The organism is Phycicoccus sp. Root101, assembly GCF_001426245.1.
Classification (GTDB): Bacteria; Actinomycetota; Actinomycetes; order Actinomycetales; family Dermatophilaceae; genus Pedococcus.
On the sequence record NZ_LMCM01000006.1, the window covers coordinates 314,188 to 337,674 of the forward strand.

The 23,487-nt window shown below is 71.0% G+C and carries 26 protein-coding genes; 10 read left to right on the plus strand and 16 right to left on the minus strand.

The window, feature by feature from the left end:
- Positions 1-140 precede the first annotated feature (140 nt).
- From ASC58_RS08805 to ASC58_RS08815, 3 genes are all read right to left on the minus strand, one after another.
- Positions 141-1,526 carry an MFS transporter gene (locus tag ASC58_RS08805; protein WP_056914444.1) on the minus strand — a complete coding sequence of 462 codons (1,386 nt, stop codon included), beginning with the start codon at positions 1,524-1,526 and terminating at the stop codon, positions 141-143.
- Positions 1,527-1,623: 97 nt separating this feature from the next.
- Positions 1,624-3,003, minus strand: a complete 1,380-nt coding sequence (locus tag ASC58_RS21850) for a M15 family metallopeptidase (protein WP_157598411.1) — start codon at positions 3,001-3,003, stop codon at positions 1,624-1,626.
- 109 nt (positions 3,004-3,112) lie between these two features.
- The gene (locus ASC58_RS08815) at positions 3,113-3,604 is read right to left on the minus strand and encodes a GNAT family N-acetyltransferase (RefSeq protein WP_056919022.1); all 492 of its coding nucleotides are present in this window, start codon (positions 3,602-3,604) and stop codon (positions 3,113-3,115) included.
- A 127-nt stretch (positions 3,605-3,731) separates the two neighbouring features.
- On the opposite strand from ASC58_RS08815, the gene ASC58_RS08820 reads away from it, so the two are divergent.
- The 4 genes from ASC58_RS08820 (at position 3,732) to ASC58_RS08835 (ending at position 6,842) form a co-directional block, all read left to right on the plus strand.
- A complete protein-coding gene (locus ASC58_RS08820; protein WP_056919023.1) occupies positions 3,732-5,432 on the plus strand; it encodes an HAD family acid phosphatase in 1,701 nt (566 codons plus the stop codon).
- A 153-nt stretch (positions 5,433-5,585) separates the two neighbouring features.
- Complete coding sequence (locus ASC58_RS08825; protein WP_200947764.1) at positions 5,586-5,936, plus strand: single-stranded DNA-binding protein; 351 nt, start codon at positions 5,586-5,588, stop codon at positions 5,934-5,936.
- Between the two features lie 40 nt (positions 5,937-5,976).
- Entirely contained in the window at positions 5,977-6,426 is a 450-nt protein-coding gene (locus ASC58_RS08830; protein ID WP_056914449.1) for a helix-turn-helix transcriptional regulator, read from the plus strand.
- A 5-nt stretch (positions 6,427-6,431) separates the two neighbouring features.
- Positions 6,432-6,842, plus strand: a complete 411-nt coding sequence (locus ASC58_RS08835; RefSeq protein ID WP_056914450.1) for a VOC family protein — start codon at positions 6,432-6,434, stop codon at positions 6,840-6,842.
- Between the two features lie 6 nt (positions 6,843-6,848).
- Here ASC58_RS08835 and helR read toward each other — a convergent pair whose 3' ends face one another.
- From helR to ASC58_RS08850, 3 genes are all read right to left on the minus strand, one after another.
- Positions 6,849-9,044 (minus strand): RNA polymerase recycling motor ATPase HelR, encoded by a 2,196-nt coding sequence (gene helR, locus ASC58_RS08840; protein ID WP_056919024.1) that lies wholly within the window; start codon positions 9,042-9,044, stop codon positions 6,849-6,851.
- A gap of 283 nt (positions 9,045-9,327) precedes the next feature.
- On the minus strand, positions 9,328-9,882 hold the full coding sequence (locus ASC58_RS08845) for a cysteine hydrolase family protein (protein ID WP_056919257.1): 555 nt from the start codon (positions 9,880-9,882) through the stop codon (positions 9,328-9,330).
- A 188-nt stretch (positions 9,883-10,070) separates the two neighbouring features.
- Complete coding sequence (locus ASC58_RS08850) at positions 10,071-10,352, minus strand: WhiB family transcriptional regulator (RefSeq protein ID WP_056914452.1); 282 nt, start codon at positions 10,350-10,352, stop codon at positions 10,071-10,073.
- A 179-nt stretch (positions 10,353-10,531) separates the two neighbouring features.
- On the opposite strand from ASC58_RS08850, the gene ASC58_RS08855 reads away from it, so the two are divergent.
- Positions 10,532-11,536, plus strand: a complete 1,005-nt coding sequence (locus ASC58_RS08855; RefSeq protein WP_056919025.1) for a MerR family transcriptional regulator — start codon at positions 10,532-10,534, stop codon at positions 11,534-11,536.
- 3 nt (positions 11,537-11,539) lie between these two features.
- On the opposite strand, the gene ASC58_RS08860 is transcribed toward ASC58_RS08855, so the two are convergent.
- Complete coding sequence (locus tag ASC58_RS08860) at positions 11,540-11,950, minus strand: DUF3224 domain-containing protein (protein WP_056914454.1); 411 nt, start codon at positions 11,948-11,950, stop codon at positions 11,540-11,542.
- 53 nt (positions 11,951-12,003) lie between these two features.
- On the opposite strand from ASC58_RS08860, the gene ASC58_RS08865 reads away from it, so the two are divergent.
- Positions 12,004-12,846 (plus strand): aldo/keto reductase, encoded by an 843-nt coding sequence (locus ASC58_RS08865; protein ID WP_056919026.1) that lies wholly within the window; start codon positions 12,004-12,006, stop codon positions 12,844-12,846.
- Positions 12,847-12,856: 10 nt separating this feature from the next.
- On the opposite strand, the gene ASC58_RS08870 is transcribed toward ASC58_RS08865, so the two are convergent.
- Complete coding sequence (locus ASC58_RS08870; protein ID WP_056914456.1) at positions 12,857-13,477, minus strand: L-threonylcarbamoyladenylate synthase; 621 nt, start codon at positions 13,475-13,477, stop codon at positions 12,857-12,859.
- A gap of 71 nt (positions 13,478-13,548) precedes the next feature.
- On the opposite strand from ASC58_RS08870, the gene tdh reads away from it, so the two are divergent.
- Genes tdh through ASC58_RS08885 form a run of 3 tightly spaced genes read left to right on the plus strand, consistent with a single transcriptional unit; the run spans position 13,549 to position 16,351 of the window.
- Positions 13,549-14,586, plus strand: coding sequence for an L-threonine 3-dehydrogenase (tdh, locus tag ASC58_RS08875; protein WP_056919027.1), 1,038 nt, complete (start codon positions 13,549-13,551; stop codon positions 14,584-14,586).
- A gap of 3 nt (positions 14,587-14,589) precedes the next feature.
- Entirely contained in the window at positions 14,590-15,783 is a 1,194-nt protein-coding gene (locus ASC58_RS08880; RefSeq protein ID WP_056919028.1) for a glycine C-acetyltransferase, read from the plus strand.
- A gap of 10 nt (positions 15,784-15,793) precedes the next feature.
- Complete coding sequence (locus ASC58_RS08885) at positions 15,794-16,351, plus strand: dihydrofolate reductase family protein (RefSeq protein WP_056919029.1); 558 nt, start codon at positions 15,794-15,796, stop codon at positions 16,349-16,351.
- Between the two features lie 13 nt (positions 16,352-16,364).
- On the opposite strand, the gene ASC58_RS08890 is transcribed toward ASC58_RS08885, so the two are convergent.
- From ASC58_RS08890 to ASC58_RS08905, 4 genes are read right to left on the minus strand one after another with little or no spacing between them, the layout of a single operon-like run.
- The gene (locus ASC58_RS08890) at positions 16,365-16,811 is read right to left on the minus strand and encodes an OsmC family protein (protein WP_056919258.1); all 447 of its coding nucleotides are present in this window, start codon (positions 16,809-16,811) and stop codon (positions 16,365-16,367) included.
- Positions 16,811-17,350, minus strand: a complete 540-nt coding sequence (locus tag ASC58_RS08895) for a DUF1697 domain-containing protein (protein ID WP_056919030.1) — start codon at positions 17,348-17,350, stop codon at positions 16,811-16,813. The genes ASC58_RS08890 and ASC58_RS08895 overlap by 1 nt, the downstream gene beginning before the upstream one ends.
- A gap of 3 nt (positions 17,351-17,353) precedes the next feature.
- Positions 17,354-18,235, minus strand: coding sequence for a serine hydrolase (locus ASC58_RS08900; protein ID WP_162246830.1), 882 nt, complete (start codon positions 18,233-18,235; stop codon positions 17,354-17,356).
- Between the two features lie 10 nt (positions 18,236-18,245).
- Entirely contained in the window at positions 18,246-19,088 is an 843-nt protein-coding gene (locus tag ASC58_RS08905) for a PhzF family phenazine biosynthesis protein (protein WP_056919031.1), read from the minus strand.
- A gap of 25 nt (positions 19,089-19,113) precedes the next feature.
- Here ASC58_RS08905 and ASC58_RS08910 point away from each other — a divergent pair, with 25 nt between their 5' ends.
- Positions 19,114-19,761, plus strand: a complete 648-nt coding sequence (locus tag ASC58_RS08910; protein WP_369796216.1) for a histidine phosphatase family protein — start codon at positions 19,114-19,116, stop codon at positions 19,759-19,761.
- Between the two features lie 2 nt (positions 19,762-19,763).
- Here ASC58_RS08910 and ASC58_RS08915 read toward each other — a convergent pair whose 3' ends face one another.
- The 4 genes from ASC58_RS08915 to ASC58_RS08930 form a co-directional block, all read right to left on the minus strand.
- Positions 19,764-20,399 carry an RES family NAD+ phosphorylase gene (locus ASC58_RS08915; protein WP_056914463.1) on the minus strand — a complete coding sequence of 212 codons (636 nt, stop codon included), beginning with the start codon at positions 20,397-20,399 and terminating at the stop codon, positions 19,764-19,766.
- A complete protein-coding gene (locus ASC58_RS08920; protein WP_056914464.1) occupies positions 20,396-20,941 on the minus strand; it encodes a hypothetical protein in 546 nt (181 codons plus the stop codon). The genes ASC58_RS08915 and ASC58_RS08920 overlap by 4 nt, the downstream gene beginning before the upstream one ends.
- A 100-nt stretch (positions 20,942-21,041) precedes the next feature.
- The gene (locus ASC58_RS08925) at positions 21,042-21,788 is read right to left on the minus strand and encodes a bifunctional 2-polyprenyl-6-hydroxyphenol methylase/3-demethylubiquinol 3-O-methyltransferase UbiG (protein ID WP_056919033.1); all 747 of its coding nucleotides are present in this window, start codon (positions 21,786-21,788) and stop codon (positions 21,042-21,044) included.
- Between the two features lie 112 nt (positions 21,789-21,900).
- Positions 21,901-23,382, minus strand: a complete 1,482-nt coding sequence (locus tag ASC58_RS08930; RefSeq protein ID WP_056919034.1) for a glutamate-cysteine ligase family protein — start codon at positions 23,380-23,382, stop codon at positions 21,901-21,903.
- Positions 23,383-23,487 lie beyond the last annotated feature (105 nt).

Sequence of the window (23,487 nt, forward strand, 5' to 3'; positions counted from 1 at the left end):
CGTGGTTCCCAGCCCGCTCTGTCGGGGGCTCGGGATTCGTCAGGGATAACGACGCCGACCCCTGCAATGTTCCGACGCGTGAGCGTGTCGCACGGTTGGCAGGCTGTGACACAGGTCACATTTCGGGCTGTCCGCGCAGGTCAGACGACCTCGGGCAGCTCGTTCCCGGCGTCGAGGATTCCCCGTCGCATGTCGACCCGCGCGAGCAGGAGCCCGCCGATGACGAAGAAGACCACCAGGGCCACGATGGCCGGGCGGTACGAGCCGGTCCACTGGTAGACCAGCCCGAAGGTCAGCGTGCCGAACCAGCTCGTGCCACGCTCCATCGCCTGGTAGAGGCTGAAGAACTCCGCCTCCCGGTTCTTCGGGACGAGCTGGCTGTAGAGCGACCGGCTCAGCGCCTGGGTCCCGCCGAGCACCAGACCGATGGCGACCCCCAGGGCGAACAGCGGGGGGAGGGTCCGGTCGGGCAGGAAGTAGGCGACCACGACGACGCCGCTCCACAGGACGAGGCCGGCCAGCACGCAGCGCCACGCGCCATACCTCTTGGCGAGCCAGCCGAAGAGGAGGGCGCCGCCGATGCCGACGAACTGCACCATGAGGAAGAGGGTGAGCATCGTCGTCTCGGCGAAGCCGAGCTCGCGCTGGCCGTAGAGGCTGGACTGGCCGATGACGGTCTGGATGCCGTCGTTGAAGAACAGGTAGGCGACGAGGAACAGCAGGGTCTGGGGGAACAGCCGCAGCTCGCGGAACGTGGACCCGAGCTGGCGGATGCTGCCCCCGACGATCCCGGCCGTCCGGGCGACCTCCGGCCGCTCCACCCCGCGCAGGCGCCACATGCCGATCACGGGGATGAGGGTGAAGGCCGCCCACCAGAGGCCGGCCATGAGCATGCTCAGCCGGACGGCACCCCCCTTGTCCAGCCCGAGCTTGCCGGGGTCGGACAGCATGAGGAAGTTCACCGCCAGCAGGAGGCCACCACCGAGGTAGCCGAGCGCCCACCCGCGCGACGAGACCTTGTCGCGGTCGTCGGGGCTCGCGATGCGGCACAGGATCGAGTCGTAGACCACCAGCGACGCACCCAGGCTCAGGGTGGCGACGATCAGCAGCACCACGCCGAGCTGCCAGTTGGTGCCCTTGACCAGCGCCATCAGGCACGCCGCCACCGCACCGACCCCGGCGAAGGCACCGAGCAGCCGTGCCGGGCGGGGGGACCGGTCCGCGATCGCCCCGACGAAGATCAGCGCGACGGCCGAGACGATCGTGGCGAGCGTGACGGTGAACGGTGCGAGCGAGCCGGGGGAGATGCCCACCCCGAGGACCTCGAGGTTGGTGCGACAGGTCTGCCCGTCCGCGAGGTCCGGACAGGCGGCGCTCTCGGCCACCGCGGTGAGGTACGGGGTGAACAGGACCGTCGCGGTCGTGGTGACGTAGGCGGAGTTGGCCCAGTCGTACCAGTACCAGGACCTGCGGTAGTGCTCGTTCCCGACCCAGGCCGCCTGCTGGTCGACCGCCGCTGTTGTCATGCGTGAAGGGTGGCACAGCGACCGTTGTCACAGATGCGTATTGCTACCCAAGGACGAGCGGCGAGTCGGCGGCTCGCGAGGTCGTGGGGGAGTGCGACTAGCCCGCGTACTCCCAGTGCCACGGCTCGGGCAGCGAGCCGTCCGGCTCGGCCCACGAGGGATGGAACCAGCCGTACAGGGGGGCGTTCTGCTTCATCCACAGGTGGGCCGAGGACCCGAAGCTCTGGATCCCTCCGCAGAGGTCGACAGCGCGTCCGAAGCCGTGCTCGCTGCGTCCGGGGGTGGCGGCCCACTTGCCGCGGTCCGCCTTGACCGAGACCTGCTCGGCGAAGGACCGGTAGGAGTCGGTGATGCAGATCGGGGACCCGGTGTCCTTCTCGTAGGCCAGGCTCATCGCGTTGAAGGCGGCTGCCGCGCCGGGGCGCAGGCTCTGGGTGGGGTCGGCGTACAGCGGGCACAGGCCGGCGGCCGGGATCGCACCGTTCGGGTACTCGAGCTCGTTGGTGCTGCACGCCTTGACCGAGCCGTCCGCCTTGACGCCGGGGACGATCATCGCCTTGCGCAGGCGGGCCGTGGCCGCCTTGCCCGCCTCGGTCTCGCTGCCGAGGAGCAGACCCGCGATCGGCCCGACCTTGGTCACCTGGGCGGCGTGCAGGGCGCGGGTGGCGTCGAGCTGCGACTTCTGCTGGGCGATGGCGGCGTCGAGCTTGGTTTTGGCCTCGGCCGCGGCAGCGGCGAGCTCCTTGGCGCGGGTGCTGGCCTCGACAGCCCTGACCGCGGCCTCCTGCTGGAGGGCGGTGTGGTCCTCGACCTTGTTGAAGGCCCAGGTCCGCTGGTCGCTGAGGTAGGAGAGCTGGGCTGCGGTGTCGCTGGCCTCGCTCGCGTCCTTGCCCAGGGCCTCGAACAACAGGCTCACGTCGCCGAGGGTGCCGCCACCACCGGCATAGGCCTGGTAGGCCCACTGACCGAGGGCCCGGCGGTCCTCACCCAGCTGGGTGCTCAGGCTCTGGTAGAGGGCGACGCTCCGGGCGGCCTCGTCGACGGCAGCGCGTTCGGCGGTCCGCGCCTCGGAGTACTGCTGCAGCAGGGTGTTGGCCTGCTTGGCGTAACGGTCCAGCTTGGTCGCCGACGCGGCGATGGCGGCGTTGGAACGGGTGAGGTCTGCGGTGAGGGCGTCGGCCTGGGCGATCTGGGCGGCGACCTGCGCAGGGCTGAGCGTGGCCTCGGCCTTGCCGGCCTTGTCCTTGACGGCCTTGTCCTTGGCCGCCTTCTGCTTCGCCGCCTTGTCCTTGGCGTCTTTGGCGTCCTTGGCGCTCTGGTCCAGCAGCGAGCTGGCCGCACTGGCGCTGACGACGGCTCCCGAGGTGGGCGTCAGGGTCGACGCCTGAGCCGAGGTCCCGCCGACCAGCACCATTACCGCGACTGCGGTCCCGGTGAGTCCGGCGCGCGTGCCGAGCCCAACCACGATCTGTCCCAACTCTCGTCCTCGCGCAGCCCGGGGGGTGGGCGGCGCCATGCTCCTCGAGGAGGTTAACCGCGCGGGCGCGCAGCCCGCCTCGGTCGTTCCGGCACAAACTTCGGCCGTTCTACCGAGCCGGTCGCTCCATCAGGCTGACGACGTGTCCGCTTGCCCCCCGTTGGTGCACCTCGCGGTACCCGCGGGCACGGTGGAAGGCCAGGGACGGCTCGTTCGGTGGATCGATGTTGACCTCCAGCACCAACCGACCACGGGGGACCGCGGACGCCTCGACGGCGTCGTAGACGGCCGAGGCGAGCCCGCGGCGCCGGAACGTCCCGTCGATGACGATGCGGTCGAGGTAGTCGAACGCGTCGCCGTACTCCTGGGAGAACCAGCGGTAGTTCTCCGAGTCGTAGTCGCTGCCGGGGGAGAAGACGAGGACGAAGCCGGCGACCTGTCCGTCGCACACGATGACGTCGGCCCGGGACGCCCAACCACGCAGCTGGTGCAGGCGGGCCGCGTCCATCGGCGAGAGCAGCTCCACGTGGCGGCGGTTCAGGTCCAGGACCGCGTCGACGTCGTCGTCGGTCATCGGTCGGAGCAGGTTCGAACGGTCCATGGAGGCGAGTCTGTCACCCATGACATTTGTCACTTCCGCCCTGGTCGGGGGCTGCATAGCCTCCGCCGGTCACGTGGTGCCCGATCCGTCCGTTGCCACCTGCTTCCACCCCTACAGGAGTGCCCGTATGCGTCGCCCCGCCCCCTCGTCCCCCCGTGCGTCCGAGACACCGGCCCGCACGACCCCACGGACGGCGGTGACGGCGGGTGCAGCCCTGCTCGCCGCGGCCGCCCTCACCGCCGGCGGCGCCTCTGCCGCGAGCGCGCACGACTCGCACGACCACCACGGGGGAGGCCAGCGCCTCGCCCCCCGCACGCACTTCACGATGAAGGACGACGGGTCCAGCGGCGCGACCCAGGGCGGTGAGGGGATCCCCAACATCGACATCGTCAAGAAGACGATCTACACCTACTACGGCGACCCCACCGGGACCGGGGCGGCGAACCCGACCTCGTCGCCATACGTGTCCGAGATGGCCTCGATCCTGGCCAGGCAGCGTCGCGAGCTGCCCCGCCTGCTGGCGGACGCCCGGCGCCACCACACGAAGCCGGCCATCGTCTTCGACGCCGACGACACCACCCTGTGGACCTACCAGATGGAGGTCGGCGACATGAAGTTCGTGTTCACGCCGGCTGCCCAGCAGCCGTGGGTCGACGGCGAGCGGTTCCCGGCGGTCCCGGGCATGGTCGACTTCGTCAACGACGCGCAGAAGATGGGTTTCACCGTGTTCGGCCTCACCGGACGCAGCGACAGCCAGAAGGCCCACACCGTCAGCAACCTGGCCAAGGTCGGCTACACGGCATTCCCGTCGGACCGCTTCTTCACCAAGTACGACTCGGGCACCACCCCTCCGGCCTACCTACCGCCGTCGTGGTGCGCGGCCTACCCCAAGTGCACGACCGTGGAGTACAAGGCCGGCACCCGGCGCCACATCGAGCAGGACCTCGGGTACGACGTCGTGCTCAACGTCGGTGACCAGTTCTCCGACCTGCAGGGTGGCTTCGCCGACCGGGCCCTCAAGCTGCCCAACCCGACCTACTACCTGCCGTCGCCCAACCTGCCGGCGGTGTCGCAGCCACGACTGGCCCCGCGCACCCGCTTCACCATGGCTCCCGACGGCACCAGCGGTGCCACCCAGGGCGGTGAGGGGATCCCCAACATCGACGTCGTCAAGAAGACCATCGCCGTCTACTACGGCGACACCGGATCGGGCACGTCCGACAAGGTGTCCTCGCCGTACATCTCGGAGATGACGCGCCTGGTGGGCCGGCGCAGCCACAGCCTGCTGCAGCAGTGCGCCACCGGCGCGCGTCGCGGCACCAGGCCTGCCATCGTGCTCGACGCAGACGACACGACCCTGTGGACCTACGACATGGAGGTCTCGGCGATGCACTTCGTCTTCGACCCGGTCGTGCAGGATAGGGACTGGGTCCAGCCGCAGCGGTTCCCGGCCACCCCGGCGATGGTGTCGTTCGCCAATGCCGCCTCCGACGCGGGCTGCACCATCGTGGGCCTCACAGGGCGCAACAGCACCCAGCGCGACGCCACGCTCGGCAACCTCGCCAAGGTCGGCTACACCGGCTTCACCCCGGCGAACTACTACACGAAGTGGACCAGCAGCGAGCAGCCGCCCGCGTACGTGACCGCGGCGGACTGCGCGGCGTACCCGAAGTGCACGACGATCGAGTACAAGTCGACGACGCGGCGCCACGTCGTCGCGCAGGGGTATGACGTCATCGCCAACTTCGGCGACCAGTTCAGCGACCTCATCGGCGGCAGCGCCGACCGGGCGGTGAAGCTGCCGAACCCGACGTACTACCTCCCGTAGTCCCGTCGCTCTCCCACGGGGGAGTGGTCGCGAGGCGCAGCCCGCCGGGCTGCGCCTCGCGGTCGTCCACAGGGCACTGGCCGGCGGCCCTGCGTCCACAAGCAGCCGGAGGTTCCCTCGCCGCCTGTCCCGCCGCCTCGGCAGGCTCGTCCCATGGATGACATGGGGGAATGGGTCAACGAGGTCCGTCTGGTCGGACGGGTCAGCCGGGCCGGCGAGGAGAGGGTGCTGCCCAGCGGCGACACCGTGGTGCAGCTGCGCGTGGTCGTTCCCCGCACGGGCAGCGACCACGGGTCGGCCCGGGTGGACACGGTCGACGTGGCCTGCTGGACGGCACGCACGCGGCGCAGCGCACTGCGCCTGACGACGGACGCGGTCGTCGAGGTGGAGGGCGCGCTGCGGCGGCGCTTCTTCCGGGCGGGCGGCGCCACCGCGAGCCGGTACGAGGTGGAGGCGAGCCGGGTCGCCGTCGTCCGCAGGGCGCCGCTCGCCGCTGCGCGGTGAGCCGGTTGGCAGCGTCCCGGTGACGTGACACGATCCGCTCGTGACCCACAGCGCGACGGAGGCCCAGCGGCTGGGTGACCTCGCCCGGCTGCGCAGGGTCCGCGACCGCATCGACCGGGACTACGCCCAGCCGCTGGACGTGGAGGCGCTCGCCCGCGGGGCGCACATGTCTGCCGGTCACCTCAGCCGCGAGTTCCGACGCGCGTACGGGGAGTCGCCGTACGGCTACCTCATGACCCGGCGGATCGAGCGCGCCATGGCGCTCCTGCGCCGGGGCGACCTCAGCGTGACCGATGTCTGCTTCATGGTCGGTTGCTCGTCGTTGGGGACGTTCAGCACCCGCTTCACCGAGCTCGTGGGAGTGCCGCCGAGCACGTACCGCCGTGAGGCGGCGGAGGCGACCGCGGGGATGCCGTCCTGCGTGGCCAAGCAGGTCACCCGACCGATCAGGAATCGAGAAGCGTCACCGGACGCCGCGCAGCTAGCGTGAGCCCCATGGACATCACGATCCACTCGAGCTTCCTCCCGCACAACGACCCGGACGCGGCCCTGGCGTTCTACCGCGACCTGCTGGGTTTCGAGGTGCGCGGCGACGTCGGTTACAAGGGCCTGCGCTGGATCACCGTCGGACCGCCGGACCAGCCTGCCACCTCCATCGTCCTGCACCCGCCGGCGGTCGACCCGGGCATCACCGAGGACGAGCGGCGCACCGTCGTCGAGATGATGGCCAAGGGCACCTACGGCGGCATCCTGCTGGCCACGTCCGACCTCGACGCCACGTTCGAGAAGGTCCAGGCGGCGGACGTCGACATCGTCCAGGAGCCTACCGAGCAGCCCTACGGCGTTCGCGACTGCGCGCTGCGCGATCCGTCCGGCAACCTCATCCGGATCCAGGAACGTCGCTGAGGTCGTTCAGCCGCTTGTGAGCACGACCAGCTCCCGGGTGGAGCGGGTCATCGCCACGTAGCGGTCGACGGCGCCCTCGATCCCGTCGCCGAAGTCCTGGGGGTCCACGAGGACGACCAGGTCGAACTCGAGCCCCTTCGACAGCTCGGGGCGCAGCGAGCGGACCCGGTTCGTGCCCTCGAAGGTCGGGTCGCCGATCACGCACCCGGTGCCGTCGGGGTGCGACGCCAGCCATGCATCGACGACCGGTTGCAGCTCGGCGACCGACCCGTGCCTGACGGGCAGACCGCTGCGGCGGATCGAGGTCGGGACGTTCGCGTCCGGGAGTGCCGCCCGGATCACCGGCTCCGCCTCGGCCATCACCTCCTCCGGCGTGCGGTAGTTGACGGTCAGCGAGCTCAGGGTGGTGCGGTCCAGCCCGATGCGCTCGAGCCGGTCCTGCCACGACTCCGGGAACCCGTGCCGGGCCTGGGCCCGGTCACCGACGATGGTCAAGCTGCGCGAGGGGCAACGCTGCAGCAGCATCTGCCACTCGGCATCGGTCAGCTCCTGCGCCTCGTCCACGACGACGTGGGCGAAGGGCCCTGCGAGCCGGTCGGGGTCGGCAGCGGGCACGGCGTCCTCGTCGACGAAGTTCTCCCGGAGGTCGGGGTGCCGCAACATCGTCACGAGTCCTTCGTGGTCGTCATCCGCGGCGATGAGGTCCTCGATGACCCTGGCCATCTGCTCGCGCTCGACGGCGGCCGCTGCCTCTCGTGACCGCTGGTGCTGCGACGCCTTCGGGTCACCGAGACGTTGCCGCGCGGCATCGAGGAACGGCAGGTCGCTGGTCGTCCAGGCCTGGGGTTCGACGCGCTGGAGCAACCGCACCTGCTCGCGCGTGAGCCAGGGTGCACATAGCCGCAGGTATGCCGGGACCGACCAGAGGTCTGCGACGAGGTCGGTGGGTTCGACCAGTGGCCAGGCGCTGTTGAGCGCCTCCAGCAGCCCACGGTTGCGCCGCAACGAGGTCCGCAGCAGGGCGGGGGAGACGTCGTCCTCGTCCACCTGCATGGCGAGCTTGTCGGCCACGATGGTCAGGAGCTCCTCGAGGACCTGGTCGCGCGCCTCGTTGTGCGGGGTCCCGGGGTCGGGGGAGTCGAAGGCCGTCGACCAGTCGGCAGGGCTAAGCCAGACGTCCGCCCACGGCGTCGTGATGGTCGACCCCTCGGACGGCGGCTCCTCGTAGAACCTCACGGCCTGCTCGACCGCCCGCACCAGCTCGACGGTCGCCTTGAGACCAGCCACGTGCGGATCGGCCTCGGGCGTCGCCGTCGCGCCCTCGGGGACGAGATCGCGCACGGTGCAGGTCTGGACGCCCTCCTCGCCGAGGCTGGGGAGCACGTCGGAGACGTAGGCGAGATAGGGCTGGTGGGGACCGACGAACAGGACGCCACCCTGCCGGTGGCCCAGGCGCGGGTCCGAGTAGAGCAGGTAGGCCGTGCGGTGGAGCGCCACCACCGTCTTGCCCGTGCCGGGTCCGCCGTCGACGACCAGAGCGCCTCGGGACCCCGCTCGGATGATGGCGTCCTGGTCGGCCTGGATGGTCCCGAGGACGTCACGCATCCGCGCCGACCGCGTCGTGCCGAGGCTGGCGATGAAGGCGGACTGGTCGTCGAGGGCAGCGCCGTGCCGAAGCCCTTCGGCGGTGAACACCTCGTCCCAGTAGTCGGTGATCCGACCGCGGTACCAGCGGTACCTGCGTCGACTGGTCAGACCCATGGGCGTCGCGTGGGTCGCCCCGAAGAACGGCTCGGCGGCGGGGGAGCGCCAGTCCACCAGCAGCCGTCGGCCGTCGCGGGCGGTCAGGCCGAGCCGACCGACGTAGACCGGCTCGTCCCCCTCGGCGCCGACCATGCGCCCCAGGCACAGGTCCACACCGAACCGGCGCAGGGCGCGCAGCCTGGCCGTGAGCCGGTGCACGTCGAGGTCGCGGTCGAGCGCTTGTCGCCCAGCGCCGCCCGGGGCCCTGCGGGTCGCCTCCAGCCGGTCGGACAGCTCGGCGATGGTGCTCTCGAGGGTCTCGGCGATGGCCGCGAAGTGTGCCTCGTCTCCGGCGACCAGGGCCGGTGCCGCCTTGGCACCCAGTCGTTGAGGGAGGTCGAACACACTGACGTCCTGGTCGTTCCTGTCACGCGTTCCCTGCGGTGACACCCCACGCATGCACGTTCTCCTTCAGCCCTCGGACGAGCTGCCGGCGCAGCTCCGACCCGAGAGTCTGAGGCACCACCGGGGCCTTGCCGCAAGACCCCCGGTGCGCTATACGTTGGAAAGGGAGAAGACCTGACGAAATGGACGTGGTTGGTTTCGTCAAGAACGCCGATAATCGACATTATGTCAATCTACCGATTTCGGCAGAGGGACAAGGGCCTCCCCGACCGGTCGCTCCACACCCGGACACCCACTGCCTGACGCGCACACCTGCGTGGTCCCGTCAGGACGGCGCTCAGCCGGCGAAGGTGACCTCAGCAGCCTGGAGCACCGCGGCCGTCCGCCCGGGCGCCGACTGGTGCTGCCAGTACAGGTTCGTGTGCGCGATGACCTGCTCCGGCGCCGGCGCACCCCAGGCGGTGAGGTCCTCGGTCGTGTGGGCATCGCCGACCAGCGTCACGTCGTACCCGCGGGCGAACGCTCCATGGATGGTCGACCGGATGCAGGCATCGGTCTGCGCGCCGGTGACGACGAGCCGGCCCACGGCGGCGTCGGCCAGGACCGTCTCGAGCTCGGTGTCCTCGAAGGAGTCGCCGAACCGCTTGTGCACCAACGGTTCCGAGTCCCGCCGTGCCAGCTCGGGCACGTACTCCCAGTCGCCACTCCCCTGCTGGAGATCGTCGCTGGAGTGCTGCACCCACACCACGGGCGTCCCGGACTCTCGGGCCTGCTCGACGAGGCCGGCGATGGTGGCCACGACCTCGTCGCGGCGGTGCGCGCCGGCGACGACGCCGTTCTGGACGTCGATGACGACGAGGGCGGTGGCGGGGCGGTCTGACAGCGTGGCCATGGCGGTCTCCTGGTCCGGTTCGGTGCGGCGACCGTGTGCCAGGTCGTCGGTTTCGACCCTAGGGCGGACCACCGACAACCTCCGTCCGACAGCCCCGTCCGACAGCCCCCTCCGACAACCCCGGCCAGCCGATGAGCCCGGGTCCACCACACCCCAAGTCAAACAAGCAACGACCGTGGATAGTCGGGCTAGACGGCCACCCCGCGCTGCAGGGCCAGGCGCTCCTCGGGGGTCGTGCCACCCCACACGCCATACGGCTCGCGGACGGACATCGCGTGCTCGAAGCACTGCGTGATCACCGGGCACGTGGCGCACAGCGCCTTCGCGCGCTGCTCGCGGTTGAGGCGGCGGTTGCCGCGCTCGGCGTCGTGGGGGAAGAACTCGTCGGGGTCCGTCGTGCGGCAGGCGCCGTCCGTCTGCCACTCGTAGGAGCTCAACAGCGGTCGGGGAAGCCTCTTGATGCTGCTCATGTCGTCATCTCTCCTGGTGGCACGAACCGAAGTTCTTCACAACCTATGCAGAACTTGTTCAGAGCGCAACATTCCTGAATAAGTTCTATAGTTGTTCATGCCCGGGCAGGGATCGACGTCGGCGCACATCCACCCGATGTCGAGCCAACGGGCACCAACGTGATAGGAACCGTGAGGTCATGGACAGCGAATCCGGTACGCGGCGCGCCTTTGGCGACCCTGCGGAGCGGGTCGACGACTCCCTTGGCGACGGCGAGGACAGCGGTCGCACGACCGTCCAGTGGGCGGTCGGCTCGGTCTCCGAGCGACTGGGGGTCGCCCCCGCGACACTGCGGACCTGGGACCGCCGGTACGGCATCGGCCCCTCCCAGCGGACCGAGGGCGGTCACCGCAGGTACACCGAGGAGGACATCCGGCGCGTACGGGTGATGGCCCGGTTCACCGCACGCGGGGTGCCGGCGCAGAGCGCCGCCCGAGTGGCCCTGTCGATGGACTCCGAGCGCCTCATGATCGAGACGGGAACCGAGAGCGACGCGGGTCCCGACCGCGGTGAGGCCGGCGACACCGTCTCGGCCGTGTGCTCCGCGGCCCTCTCCCTCGACCCCGCTGCGCTCTCCCGGATCTACCAGCGCACGCTGCGCGAGCGCGACCTCGTCAGCGCCTGGAACGACGTCTTCGCACCGGCACTGCGCACCATCGGCGAGCAGTGGGGTGCCGGCGCCCTCGGGGTCGAGTCCGAGCACCTGGCGAGCGAGGTGCTGGTGACCGAACTGCGCGCCGTGATCCGGGGCAACCGTCCCCGGACCCTCGAGGCCGACGTGGTCCTCGCCAGTGCGGACGAGGAGCAGCACTACCTCCCGCTGCTGGCTCTCGAGGCCGAGCTCGCCCGGCACGGGCTGGGAGCCATCTGCCTCGGCGCCCGGGTGCCGACCACGGCCATCTCCGACCTGCTCATGTCGCGCCACCCCAGCAGGTTGTTCCTGTGGGCCTCGATCAAGCGCCCGGCGGACGAGCCCCTGTGGTCGGTGCTCGCCGGAGTGCACTGGCCGATGACCGTGGTGCTCGGTGGCCCCGGCTGGCCCGCGGAGCTCCCGAGCGCCGGCAGGTCGGTCAGGTTGACCCATGCGCACGACCTCGGCAGCGCGGCGCATGCCATCCTCACGCCGGTCGAACCGACCACCTGACCGCTAGCCCAGCTGGTAGTCGAACCACACCCGGTGGGTGCCGTCGTCCTCGACGGCCAGACCGCCGGACCCGCGGATGCCCTGAAGCTCCCCCGTGCCGCTGCCCGGGACGATGGCGAAGTGCTCGTGGGCCCGTCCGCCGCCCTCCGTGGTCGCGGAGTGCACGAAGTTGAACGTCCCGGCCGCAGCGTCGAGCGCCCCGTCGAAGGACTCCATCGCGACATACGTGCCGGCACCGGTGACCTGGTCGTAGGCGGCGGTGAAGATCGTCGCGCTGCGGCCCGACACTCCCCCGGTGTAGCTCTTGGCCATGACGGCGACCCCGACGGGTGCGCCCGTGGTCACCGGCTCCGGACCGGGTGACAGCTCGGCGGGGGTGAACGACTCGACGGTGAACGTGCCTTCGGTCCTCATGCCTGCAACCTACTGCCGGGCGGTGACGACGACCCCGCGGTTACGGTGGACCCATGGCGAGCACCCCGACGACCCTGACCCTCAACGACGGCACCAGCCTCCCGGCCATCGGGTTCGGCACCTACCCGCTCAAGGGCGAGGACGGCATCGAGGCGATGGTGGCCGCTCTCGAGAACGGCTACCGCCACCTCGACACCGCGGTGAACTACGGCAACGAGGCCGAGGTCGGAGAAGCACTGCGCCGCAGCGGGATCCCGCGCGAGGAGGTCGTCGTCGCGACGAAGATCCCCGGGCGCTTCCATGCCGAGGACCTCGCGCTCCAGTCGCTGCGGGACTCCGCCGAACGCCTGGGGCTCGAGCAGATCGACCTTGGCCTGATCCACTGGCCCAACCCGAGCCGGGACCTGTACCCGCAGGCCTGGCGGGCGCTGGTCCGGGCCCGGGACGAAGGGCTCGTGCGGACCGTCGGCGTCAGCAACTTCACGCCGGAGCACCTGCGGCGCGTCATCGAGGACACCGGGGTGACGCCGGCGGTCAACCAGATCGAGCTGCACCCGTACTTCCCGCAGGAGCAGATGCGCTCGGTCCACGCCGAGCTCGGGATCCTCACCCAGGCCTGGAGCCCGATGGGCAAGCGCAACGCCCCGTTCGCCGAACCTGCCGTGGCCGACGCAGCGACGGCGCACGGCGTGACGCCCGGTCAGGTCATCCTGCGCTGGCACCTGCAGCTCGGCTCGATGCCACTGCCGAAGTCGGCGACGCCCGAGCGCCAGCGGGACAACCTGGACGTGTTCGGGTTCGAGCTCACCGACGATCAGGTCGCGGCGATCACTGCCCTGGGTCGTCCCGACGGACGGCTCTTCGGCGGCGACCCCGACACCCACGAGGAGATGTAGGGCCGACCGCTTACTCGAAGGGCGAGGGGTCTCCGGCGCCGATGCGGACGACCTCCGGTGCGCCGTCGGAGAAGTCCACGACGGTCGTGGGTTCGGTGCCGCACTCCCCCGAGTCGATGACCGCGTCGACCTGGTGGTCGAGCTCCTCCTTGACGAGCCAGCCCTCGGTCATGGGATCGGTCTCGCCGGGCAGGATCAGCGTGCTCGACAGGATCGGCTCCCCCAGCTCGGCGAGCAGCGCCTGCACCACCCGGTTGTCGGGGATGCGCACCCCGACGGTCTTCTTCTTCGGGTGCAGCAGCCGGCGCGGCACCTCCTTGGTCGCCGGAAGGATGAACGTGTAGCTGCCGGGCGTCGCCGCCTTGATCGCGCGGAACACCGAGTTGTCGATGTGCACGAGCTGTCCCAGCTGGGCGAAGTCGGCGCAGACGAGCGTGTAGTGGTGCTTGTCGCCCAGGTGGCGGATCGCCGCGATGCGGTCCTTGCCGTCCTGGTTGCCCAGGGCGCACCCCAGCGCGTACCCGGAGTCGGTCGGGTACGCGACCAGACCTCCGTCGCGGATCAGCTGCACCGCCTGCCCGATGGCCCGCGGTTGGGGGTCCACCGGGTGCACGTCCAGATACCTCGCCATGCGCTGACTGTATGCCGCGCGGCCGGGACCGTGCGGCATACCTCCCCTGCGCGGCCCGCTAGGTTGGTCCGGTGCGCGCACTCGTGAAGACCACCGCTGGTCCGGGCCTGGAGCTCATGGACGTCCCCGAGCCCGACACCGGCCCCACCGACGTGAAGATCCGGGTGCTGAGGGCGGGTCTGTGCGGCACCGACCTGCACCTCGAGCAGTGGGACGACTGGGCCGCCTCGACCGTGGTGCCACCCATGACCATCGGCCACGAGTTCTACGGCGAGGTGGTCGAGGTCGGCGAGGACGTCACCAACGTCAGCGTCGGTCAGCGCGCCTCCGGCGAGGGCCACATCGTGTGCGGCACGTGCCGCAACTGCCGCGCCGGTCGGCGCCACATGTGCATCCACACCAAGGGGATCGGCGTGAACCGCGACGGCGCCTTCGCCGACTTCGTGGTCCTCCCCGCGACGAACGTGTGGGTGCAGCCCGACGACCTCGACCCCGACCTCGCAGCGGTCTTCGACCCCCTCGGCAACGCGACGCACACGGCGTTGTCGTTCCCGATGGCCGGCGAGGACGTCGTCATCACCGGCGCTGGCCCCATCGGCGTCATGGCCGCCGCGCTCGCCCGCCACGTCGGTGCGCGGTACGTCGTCGTCACCGACGTCAGCGACTACCGCCTCGGGCTCGCGAAGGCGGCCGGGGCCGACCTCGTCGTCAACGCCGCCACGTCGAACCTGCGCGAGGCGATGGGTGAGCTGGGCATGAAGGAGGGCTTCGACGTGGGCCTGGAGATGTCCGGCGTGCCGAGCGCGGTCGAGGACATGCTCGCCAACATGAACCACGGCGGCCGGGTCGCGATGCTGGGCCTGCCCAAGGACCCGTTCGCGATCGACTGGGGCCGGGTCATCACGCACATGATCACCATCAAGGGCATCTACGGGCGCGAGATGTACGACACCTGGTACGCGATGAGCTCCATGCTCGGCACCTCTCCCCTGCTGCAGGAGCGCATCGCCTCCGTCATCACCCACCGTTTCCCCGCGGAGCAGTGGCAGGACGCGTTCGCCGCGGCCCGGTCGGGTCAGTGCGGCAAAGTCATCATGGATTGGAGCTGACCGATGTACGGCACCGTCAAGGACGAGCTGGCCACCACGCTGCGCGAGATCGAGGACGCCGGGCTCTACAAGCGTGAGCGTGAGCTGACGTCACCGCAGTCGGCGCACATCCGCACCGCTGCGACCGCGGCGCTCAACTTCTGCGCCAACAACTACCTGGGCCTCGCCGACCACCCCGACGTCGAGGCCGCAGCCGCAAAGGCGTTGCAGGAGTGGGGGTTCGGTATGGCGAGCGTGCGGTTCATCTGCGGCACCCAGGAGCTGCACAAGCAGCTCGAGCGGGCCCTGTCCGACTTCCTCCATACCGACGACACGATCCTGTACTCGTCCTGCTTCGACGCCAACGGCGGTGTCTTCGAGGTGCTCTTCGGCGCCGAGGACGCGATCATCTCCGACGAGCTGAACCACGCGTCGATCATCGACGGCATCCGCCTGTCCAAGGCGAAGCGGTTCCGCTACAAGAACGCCGACATGACCGACCTGCGCACGCAGCTCGAGGCAGCGGCCGCGGCCGGTGCCCGCCGGACCGTCGTCGTCACCGACGGTGTGTTCTCCATGGACGGGTTCCTCGCCCCGCTGGACCAGATCTGCGACCTCGCCGACGAGTTCGGCGCGATGGTGCTGGTCGACGACAGCCACGCCGTCGGGTTCGTCGGCGACGGGGGCCGCGGCACGCCGGAACGGTTCGGCGTGATGGACCGGGTCGACATCATCACCGGGACGCTGGGCAAGGCACTCGGCGGAGCGTCCGGTGGCTACGTCGCCGCCCACCAGGAGATCGTCGACCTGCTGCGCCAGCGGTCGCGCCCCTACCTGTTCTCCAACGCGGTCGCCCCGAGCGTCGCCGCCGGCTCGCTCAAGGCGCTCCAGATCGCAGCGGGGTCTGCGGATGCGCGGGCCCAGCTGACGCGCAACACCGAGCTGTTCCGAACCCTGATGACCGAGGCCGGGTTCGACCTCCTCCCGGGCGAGCACCCCATCACCCCGGTGATGTTCCCGGGTGAGGACGGCGCCAGGAAGGCCGCGCAGATCGCCGACGCGATGCTCGACGAGGGCGTGTACGTCATCGCCTTCTCCTACCCGGTGGTGCCGCAAGGCAAGGCACGCATCCGGGTCCAGCTGTCCGCGGGCCACACCGAGCAGGACGTCAGGTCCTGCGTCGACGCCTTCGTGGCCGCCCGCGAGAAGACGGCCTGAGGAGCAGGTCGTGGCACGGCTGCACTACGCGGCGATCGCCTCGCTCGACGGTTACGTCGTCGACTCGGCGGGAAGCTTCGCCTGGGCCGCGCCCGGCGAGCAGGTGCACGCGTTCGTCAACGACCGGGAGCGCGGCATCGGCACCTACCTCTACGGGCGTCGGATGTGGGAGGTCATGCGCTACTGGGCCAGCGAGGACTCGGAGGACGACCGCTCCCCCGTCTCTGCGGCCTACCGCCGCATCTGGCAGTCCGCCGACAAGGTTGTCTTCTCCGGCTCGCTGTCGTCCGTGGACACCCCGCGCACGACGCTGGTCCCGGGCTTCGACGCGGACCTCGTCGGCCGTCTCAAGGCCGAGGCCACGGCCGACCTCAGCATCGGTGGCCCGACCGTCGCCGCGGCGGCGCTCTCCGCAGGCCTGGTCGACGAGGTGTCGCTGTACCTTCACCCGCTCGCGGTGGGCGGCGGGACACCGGCCCTGCCGCCGGGCGCCCGCACCGACCTGCACCTCGTCGAGCAGCACACGTTCGACGACGGGGTCGTCTTCCTGCGCTACACCGTGGCCTGACGCGGCCGGCGCGTCAGGTCTGCGCGAGCCCGCTGTCGATCGGGGTCCCCAGCACCACGGTCCGGCTGACGGTGCACAGCCGGTCGTGGGACATCGCGATGGCCTTCGGGAGCATCTCCCGGGCCTTGTCGCCGGCCTCCCCCTCGGGGAACGTCACCGCGAACCTCACCTGCAGTCCGTCCATGTGGTTGCCGTCGTCGTCGCGCACCTTGTCCCCCGACGCCTCGACCACGAAGCTCTCGGGCTCGGCACGCTTGACGGTGATGAAGTCGACGTCGACGGCGCTGCAGCCGGCGATGGCGGTGAGGAGGAGCTCGACCGGCGTGAAGTCGGCGCTCTCCCCTCCCCCGATCCGCATCGTGCCACCACGGACGTTCGTCACCTCGAAGACGCCCTTCTCGACCCGCTCCATGCTGATCGAGCGGTGTCCCAGCCCGGTGCCGCCGGTCTCCTGTGCCATCACGTGCCCCATTTCTGCGCGAGTGCGCGCACCACGGTCATGTTGCGGGCCGTTCCTGCGACGCCGAGGACCTTCTCGATCTTCGGGCCCGTCAGCTTCGCGGTGTGGAACGGCAACGCGAACTCCATGAGGACATCCTTGCCGATGACGTGGGCCCGCTCGCCGGGGGCATCCCACTCCTCGAGCTCTGCGGCTCGCGCGGCCGTGGGTGCCTCGGCGCAGAAGCTCACGTAGCGGGACTGCTCACCCTCGAGGCTCACCGGTACGGCGTCCACGGCCTCCACGAGCCCGGTCAGGTCGGCGGGGCGGCGAGCGATCGCCACGATGTCGTATCCGGCGTGCTTCCCGAGCGCCTCCCCCACCGCCTGCTCCACCTTGGCGATGCTGCGCAAGGATGTGTCCACGAGGAAGTTGCCCGTCTGGATGTGGGACTCGACGCCGGTGAAACCGTTGTCCTCCAACACTTTTCGAGCGTCAGCCATCGCGAGCTTGCGACCACCGACGTTCACCGCCCGCAGGAAGACCACGAACTTGGCCATGCGTCAGGCTCCTTCCACCAGGTGGCGCAGGACCGCGCCGATCCGCGCCATACCGGTCAGTGCGGTCTCACGGGCGGCGGGTGAGCCGGTGTCGTCCCACTCCGCCAGGACGGCGTAGGCGAAGCACCCTCCGGGACCGGTCGCCACGCCGGCATCGCCCCGGACGCCGGCAATGGTCCCGGTCTTGTTCCACAGGCGCACGCCGCGGTCTGGCTCGTCATGGCACAGCGGGTCGAGGCCGAACGCCCCTGCGACCATGGACAGGTCGGCGTTGAGCGACAACCACGCGACGACCTGTTCGGACACGGCCCGGGAGGCCACCTCGCCGCGGTGCAGGCGGGCCACGAGCGTCGCCAGCCCGGCGGCAGTGGCGGTCGACAGCGTCGGAGGGTCGTGCGGGCCGCGTTCGTCGAGCACGGGTCCGTGCAGGGCCACCGCCTCCACACCACAGTCCACCGCCGTCGCCGCGACGGCCCGGGCCCCTCCGACGCGGTGGAGCAGGACGTTGGTCGCGAGGTTGTCGCTGAAGGCGCCGACAAGCGCAGCACAGTCACGGACCTCGAGCGACGCGGTGGCCAGGTGGCGCCAGAGCCCTGAATCGGCCACGAGGTCCTCGGTCCGGGGAACGAGCTGCTGGCTGCCGTCGAGCGAACCGTTCTCCAGCAGCCTCGCCACCTCGACCAGGAGCAGGATCTTGCCGAGGCTGGCCGTCCGTTGCACCCGGTCCGCGTCGGCGCTGGCGAGCACCGCACCCGTGTCGGCGTCCGTGAGGTGCCACGCCCAGCGGGGTGAAGGCTGGCCCGCGTCCAGCACGTCCTCGGCCACGACGCCGACGAGGTCACCCAGCAGGGCGTCCCCCCGGACGGGGGGCGCCGGGTCGTTCACCGCCGCGCCCTCACAGGTCGAGCGCTCCCTCACCGAGGGGGTGGACGAGTCCGCCCACGCGCACCGCGCCGTCCTGCACGGACAGCAGCAGGGTGGACGGTCTGCCGACCTGGGCCCCCTGGCTGACGACCCATTCCCCCGAGCGGCCCTTGTCGGCCAGCCACGCGCCGAGGTTGGAGCACGCGGACCCGGTGGCAGGGTCCTCGATCGCCGCCGCGCCCTGGGTGAACAGGGCCCGCGCCTCGACCTGCCCCTCGCCGGTCTCGCACCACAGGTAGACGAGGGTCTCCCCGCCTCGCGTGCCCATGCCCGCGAACTGACGCATGAGCGCGGCGTCGCCGACCGCTCGGCGCACCGCGTCGACGGAGGCGGCCTGGGCGATCACCTGCGCACTCCCGGTGCTGACCTGCTGCACGGGGCCGACGAGGTCGTCCGGCTCGAGCCCGACGCAGGACGCGATCTCGTCGAGCTGGTAGTCCGCGTGGACGACGCCGGGGTTCGCCGTCAGGGTCCACGTGTCACCGTCCGCGCTGACGGGGATGACTCCGGCAGGCATCGAGAGCGACAACGAGTCGCCACCCAGTCCGAGCGCGCGCACCACGTGTGCCGTCCCCAGGGTGGGGTGCCCCGCGAACGCCATCTCGTAGTTCGGCGTGAAGATGCGGACCCCGGCGTCGGCCCCGTCCACCGCAGGGACGAGGAAGGTCGTCTCCGAGAGGTTGAACTGGCGTGCCAGTCCTTGCATCTGGTCGTCGGTCAGGTCCTGGGCTCCCTCGACGACGCACAGCGGGTTGCCCGAGAACGGGTCCGCCGTCCGGGCGAAGACGTTGAGCAGCCGGTAGGTCAGGCGCATGCGACCACTCTGTCATGCTGACCACGTGTCGAGCAGCGTTCCGAACCCGCCCAGCCCACCCACCGGACGACTCGTCCTGCTGCGCCACGGCGAGACCGCCTGGTCGCTGTCGGGGCAGCACACCGGGCGCACCGACATCCCCCTGACGCCGCACGGCGAGGAGCTCGCCCGGGCCGCGGGGCAGCTCCTCGAGGGCCGCGAGTTCGCCCTGGTGCTGTCCTCACCCCTGCAGCGCGCCCGTCGCACCGCGGAGCTCGCCGGCCTCGAGCCCGAGATCACCGACAACCTGCTGGAATGGGACTACGGCGCGTACGAGGGCCTGACCACCCCGGAGATCCGCGCGCAGCTGGGGTACGACTGGACGGTCTTCGAGCACGGTGTCCCGGCAGGTGACACCCCCGGCGAGACGGTCGAGGAGGTCGCCGCCCGGGCCTCGAGGGTCGTCCGGCGCGCGGTCGCCGCCATGGCGCACGGCGACGTGGCCCTGGTCGGCCACGGACACTGCCTGCGGGTGCTGGCGTCGGTGTTCCTGCGAAGGGAGCCCAGGCTGGGCGCCCAGCTGCTGCTGGACGCGGGCTCGGTGAGCGTCCTGCAGTACGAGCGCGAGAAGCCCGCCATCCGCGTCTGGAACCACGGACCCGCGGTTGCAGCGCGTCCCTCCGACCCGGCCTGAGCTCAGCTCCGGGGCACCCGCGTGCGCGGGGGCCGCACGACGGTGAGGTCGGCGCGGCGCGGCGTGGACCACGTCCTCGGTGCTCCCGGGACCGAGGCGGCAGGGACAGGGTCGAGGTCGGCGGGCCAGGACGTGGCTCCCTCGTCGTCGAACAGCGCCACGGCGCTGGCGGGGCCCGGGGTGAACCGCGGCCCGTACCTCACGCCGCCGTGCCCGGCACGGTCCAGGGCCTGCGCCCAGAGCTGCGGCACGGCATACGGGACCATCGTCTCCAGCTCGCGGGTGACGCCGAAGTCGCCTGCGGCACCTGACTGCACGTCGGCGACCTCGCGGTCGTCGGGGAGGCGCAGGCGTGACACCACCACGTCCTCGAGCAGGCTCTCCGGCACGGTGACGGCACCGCCGAGCACCGGACCGACCCGCTCGCGGACCGCGCTGCCGGGATCGAGGGCGGTGTAGCAGGTGCCGCGCGGCGACGGGAGGTCGAACCGGCCGCCGCCCTCGTTGCCGAACCACCAGGCGCCGAAGTCGACCGAGTGCGCCCGGAACAGGTCGGTCGCGCTGTCGACGTGGTGGGTGGGGAAACCGTCGAGGGAGGTCCTGGGCGGGCCCTGGGCAACCCGCTCGCGGTCGCTCATGCGGCCCAGGCGGCCGCATCGGCCGTGGCGCGGTCCGCCACGTGCCGCACCGCCGACGCGGAGGACCGGTGGACGACGAGGTAGTCGATCGCGCTCTGGCCGTCGAAGACCGGGGTCGGCGTGGTCAGCCAGGCCCCGACCGACCAGCCGTCCACTCCCCTGCGCGTGAACGCGCCGACCGCCTCGACGACGCCGGGCCGCACCGCACCGTTGCGCCCGAACTGCAACGAGGGGTAGACGAGGTGGCCGTCGGCGGTGCGGCACGCCAGCACCGTGCCCCGACGCACCCGGTCGAACAGGGCCTGCCGCGAGATGCCGAGCCACGCGATCAGGCCGGCCGTGTCGTAGAACGGCCCGAGCGGCTGGTCGAGCGGGTGCACGGTCGGCAGGGCCGCGAGCATCCGCTCGGCGAGCTCGTCGACGTCACCGAGGTCGAGCGTGCGGCCCTGGGCACGCAGGTCCTCCGACCGCGCCTCGATCCGCTGCCGCAGCGCCTCGGTGAGGGCGTCGACCGCGGTCGTGGTGCGGGTGCGTGGCGTCATGTGGGGGCCTCCGTCAAGTCCGGCGAGCGTCAAGGGCGTCAAGGTCAATGATGCCACTCTAGGTCGCTGCACCGACAGTCGCCGCCGGCCGGCTGCGCCGTCAGGCGCGGCGACGAGCCCGCAGCACCACGTCCTGCGTATGGTGCGTGCCCCCTCCGCTGAGCGGCACCTCCCGCGGCCTGGACTCGTCGACCTCGACCTCCCAGTCGGCGCCCAGCACCCGCGCCACGTCGCCGGGGAACACGTAGTCGTCGGGGTCCCACCCGTGCGACCGCGCCTCGTGCATGTCGCCCGGCGAGTGGTGGACCACGAGGAGGGTGCCACCCGGCGCCACGGCATCGGCCAGGGCGCGCTCGGCGTCACCCCCGGGCGTCCGCTTGAGCACCGGGTACTGCGCCGAGACGAGGTCGAACGACCCTACGGGCAGCGCGGCCTCGACGAAGCCGTCGTGCACCCACTGCACCTCGACCCCCGCGTCGACCGCGTGCTGCTCAGCTCGCTCGAGGGCCACCGACGACACGTCGAGCCCGGTGACCTGCCAACCCGCCCGGGCCAGCCACACGGCGTCCGCCCCCTCGCCGCACCCGACGTCCAGCGCGCGGCCAGGCTCGAGGTGGGCCACCTGCGCCACGAGCGACCCGTTCGGCTGCCCGCTCCAAATCTGCTCGGACGCGGCGTAGCGCTCGTCCCAGTCGTCGTCGCCCGGCCCCAGCCCGCGGGGCATGCCGTCCGGGTGGGAGTGCTCCGGTCCGTGAGCCTGGTGGCCCCCCTGAACATGGTGGCCGTGGCCGTGGTCGTGCTCGTCGTCGTGGGCGGTCAGCGGGTCGTGCGCAGCGGGCGTCGTCATGTCCGCAGCGTGCCGCAGCGGCTCAGCGGCGGGCAAGCGATGTTGCCGTTCCCGCAAAGCCGGCCCCACGGCATACCGGCAGGGCGGCCGGTCACGCAGCGAGGAGTCGACGTCAGGGCAGCGGCCAGGTGTGCACCGGCTCGTTGCTGTGCATGTTGGCGACGTAGTGCTCGAGCATCTTCGCGAGGGCGCTCTGCCGGTCCAGGCCCGACGCCTCGAACCTGGCCACGGCGTCGGTCTGCCAGGTGGCGCCGTTGGTGCTGGTCGTCGCCCGGCCCTCGATCACCGACAGGAACCGGTCACGCACCGCCGCCGACACCCCCCAGTCCGCCAGGCCCTCGTGGGCCATCGGCAGCAGGTGGCGCAGCACGAGCTCCTCGGCCCGCACCTCGCCGAACCCCGGCCAGTACAGGCGGGACTCGATGCCGTCGCGGGCCGCGTTGTGGAAGTTCTGCTCCGCCGCGGCGAAGCTCATCTTGCTCCAGATCGGCCGGTCGTCGGAGGCGAGCTTGCGGATGACGCCGTAGTAGAAGGCGGCGTTGGCCATGACGTCGACCAGGGTCGGGCCGGCGGGCAGGACGCGGTTCTCCACCCGCAGGTGCGGGGTGCCCTCGACGATGTCGTAGATGGGGCGGTTCCAACGGTAGACGGTGCCGTTGTGCAGCCGCAGCTCCGACAGCGCCGGGGCCTCGCCCGCGGCGAGCTTGGCCACGGGGTCCTCGTCGCTGACCTCGGCCAGCAGCGCCGGGAAGTAGCGCACGTTCTCCTCGAACAGGTCGAAGATCGAGGTGATCCACCGCTCACCGAAGAAGACACGCGGGCGGACGCCCTGGTTCTTCAGCTCGATGCTGCGCGTGTCGGTGGCCTGGCTGAACAGCTCGATGCGCGTCTCGGCGTGCAGCCGCTGGCCGAAGAAGAAGGGCGAGTTCGCCGCCAGCGCGATCTGCGGGGCCACGAGCGCCTGCGCGGCGTTCCAGTGCGCGGCGAAGTCCTGGGGGGCGACCTGGAGGTGGAGCTGCACGCTCGTGCAGGCCGACTCCGGGGCGATCGAGTTGCAGTAGGTGGCCACCCGCTCCCCCGTCGGGCCCTCGATGTCGAGGTAGATGTCCTCGCCACGGGCGTAGAAGATCGAGTCGTTGAGGGCCGTGTAGCGGTTGTTGGCGCTGATCCACTCGCCCTCGAAGTGCTGCGGCATGATCGTCGGCAGGATGCCCACGGCGACGATGTGGGCACCGCGCTTGTCGGCCGCCGCGCTGGCGGCGTTCAGCGAGGTCCGCATCTCCTCCTCGAGCTCGATCGCCGAGTCACCCGGCAGCGGGCGGGGCGGGACGTTGAGCTCGATGTTGTACTGCGCCAGCTCGGTCTGGTAACCCGGGTCGGCGATCGCCTCGAGCACCTCCGCGTTGGCGAACTTGGGTTGGTAGGCGTCGTCGACGAGGTTGAGCTCGATCTCCATGCCGGTCATCGGCCGGTCGAACTCGAAGACGCTCTGGGCCAGCATGCGTTCGAAGACGTCGAGGTTCTGGCGCACCTTCTCGCGGTACTGCTGACGCTGCTCGCGCGTGTAGCTCTGCGCGGTGACTTCCTCCCCCACGGGGGACCTCCTTGACGGTGCGTCCGGTATGCCGGTGGGCCACCTCGTGTGCGGACCGGCGCCGTGCGGACATGACGCCGTGATGACCTAACCATGCGCAGGGCG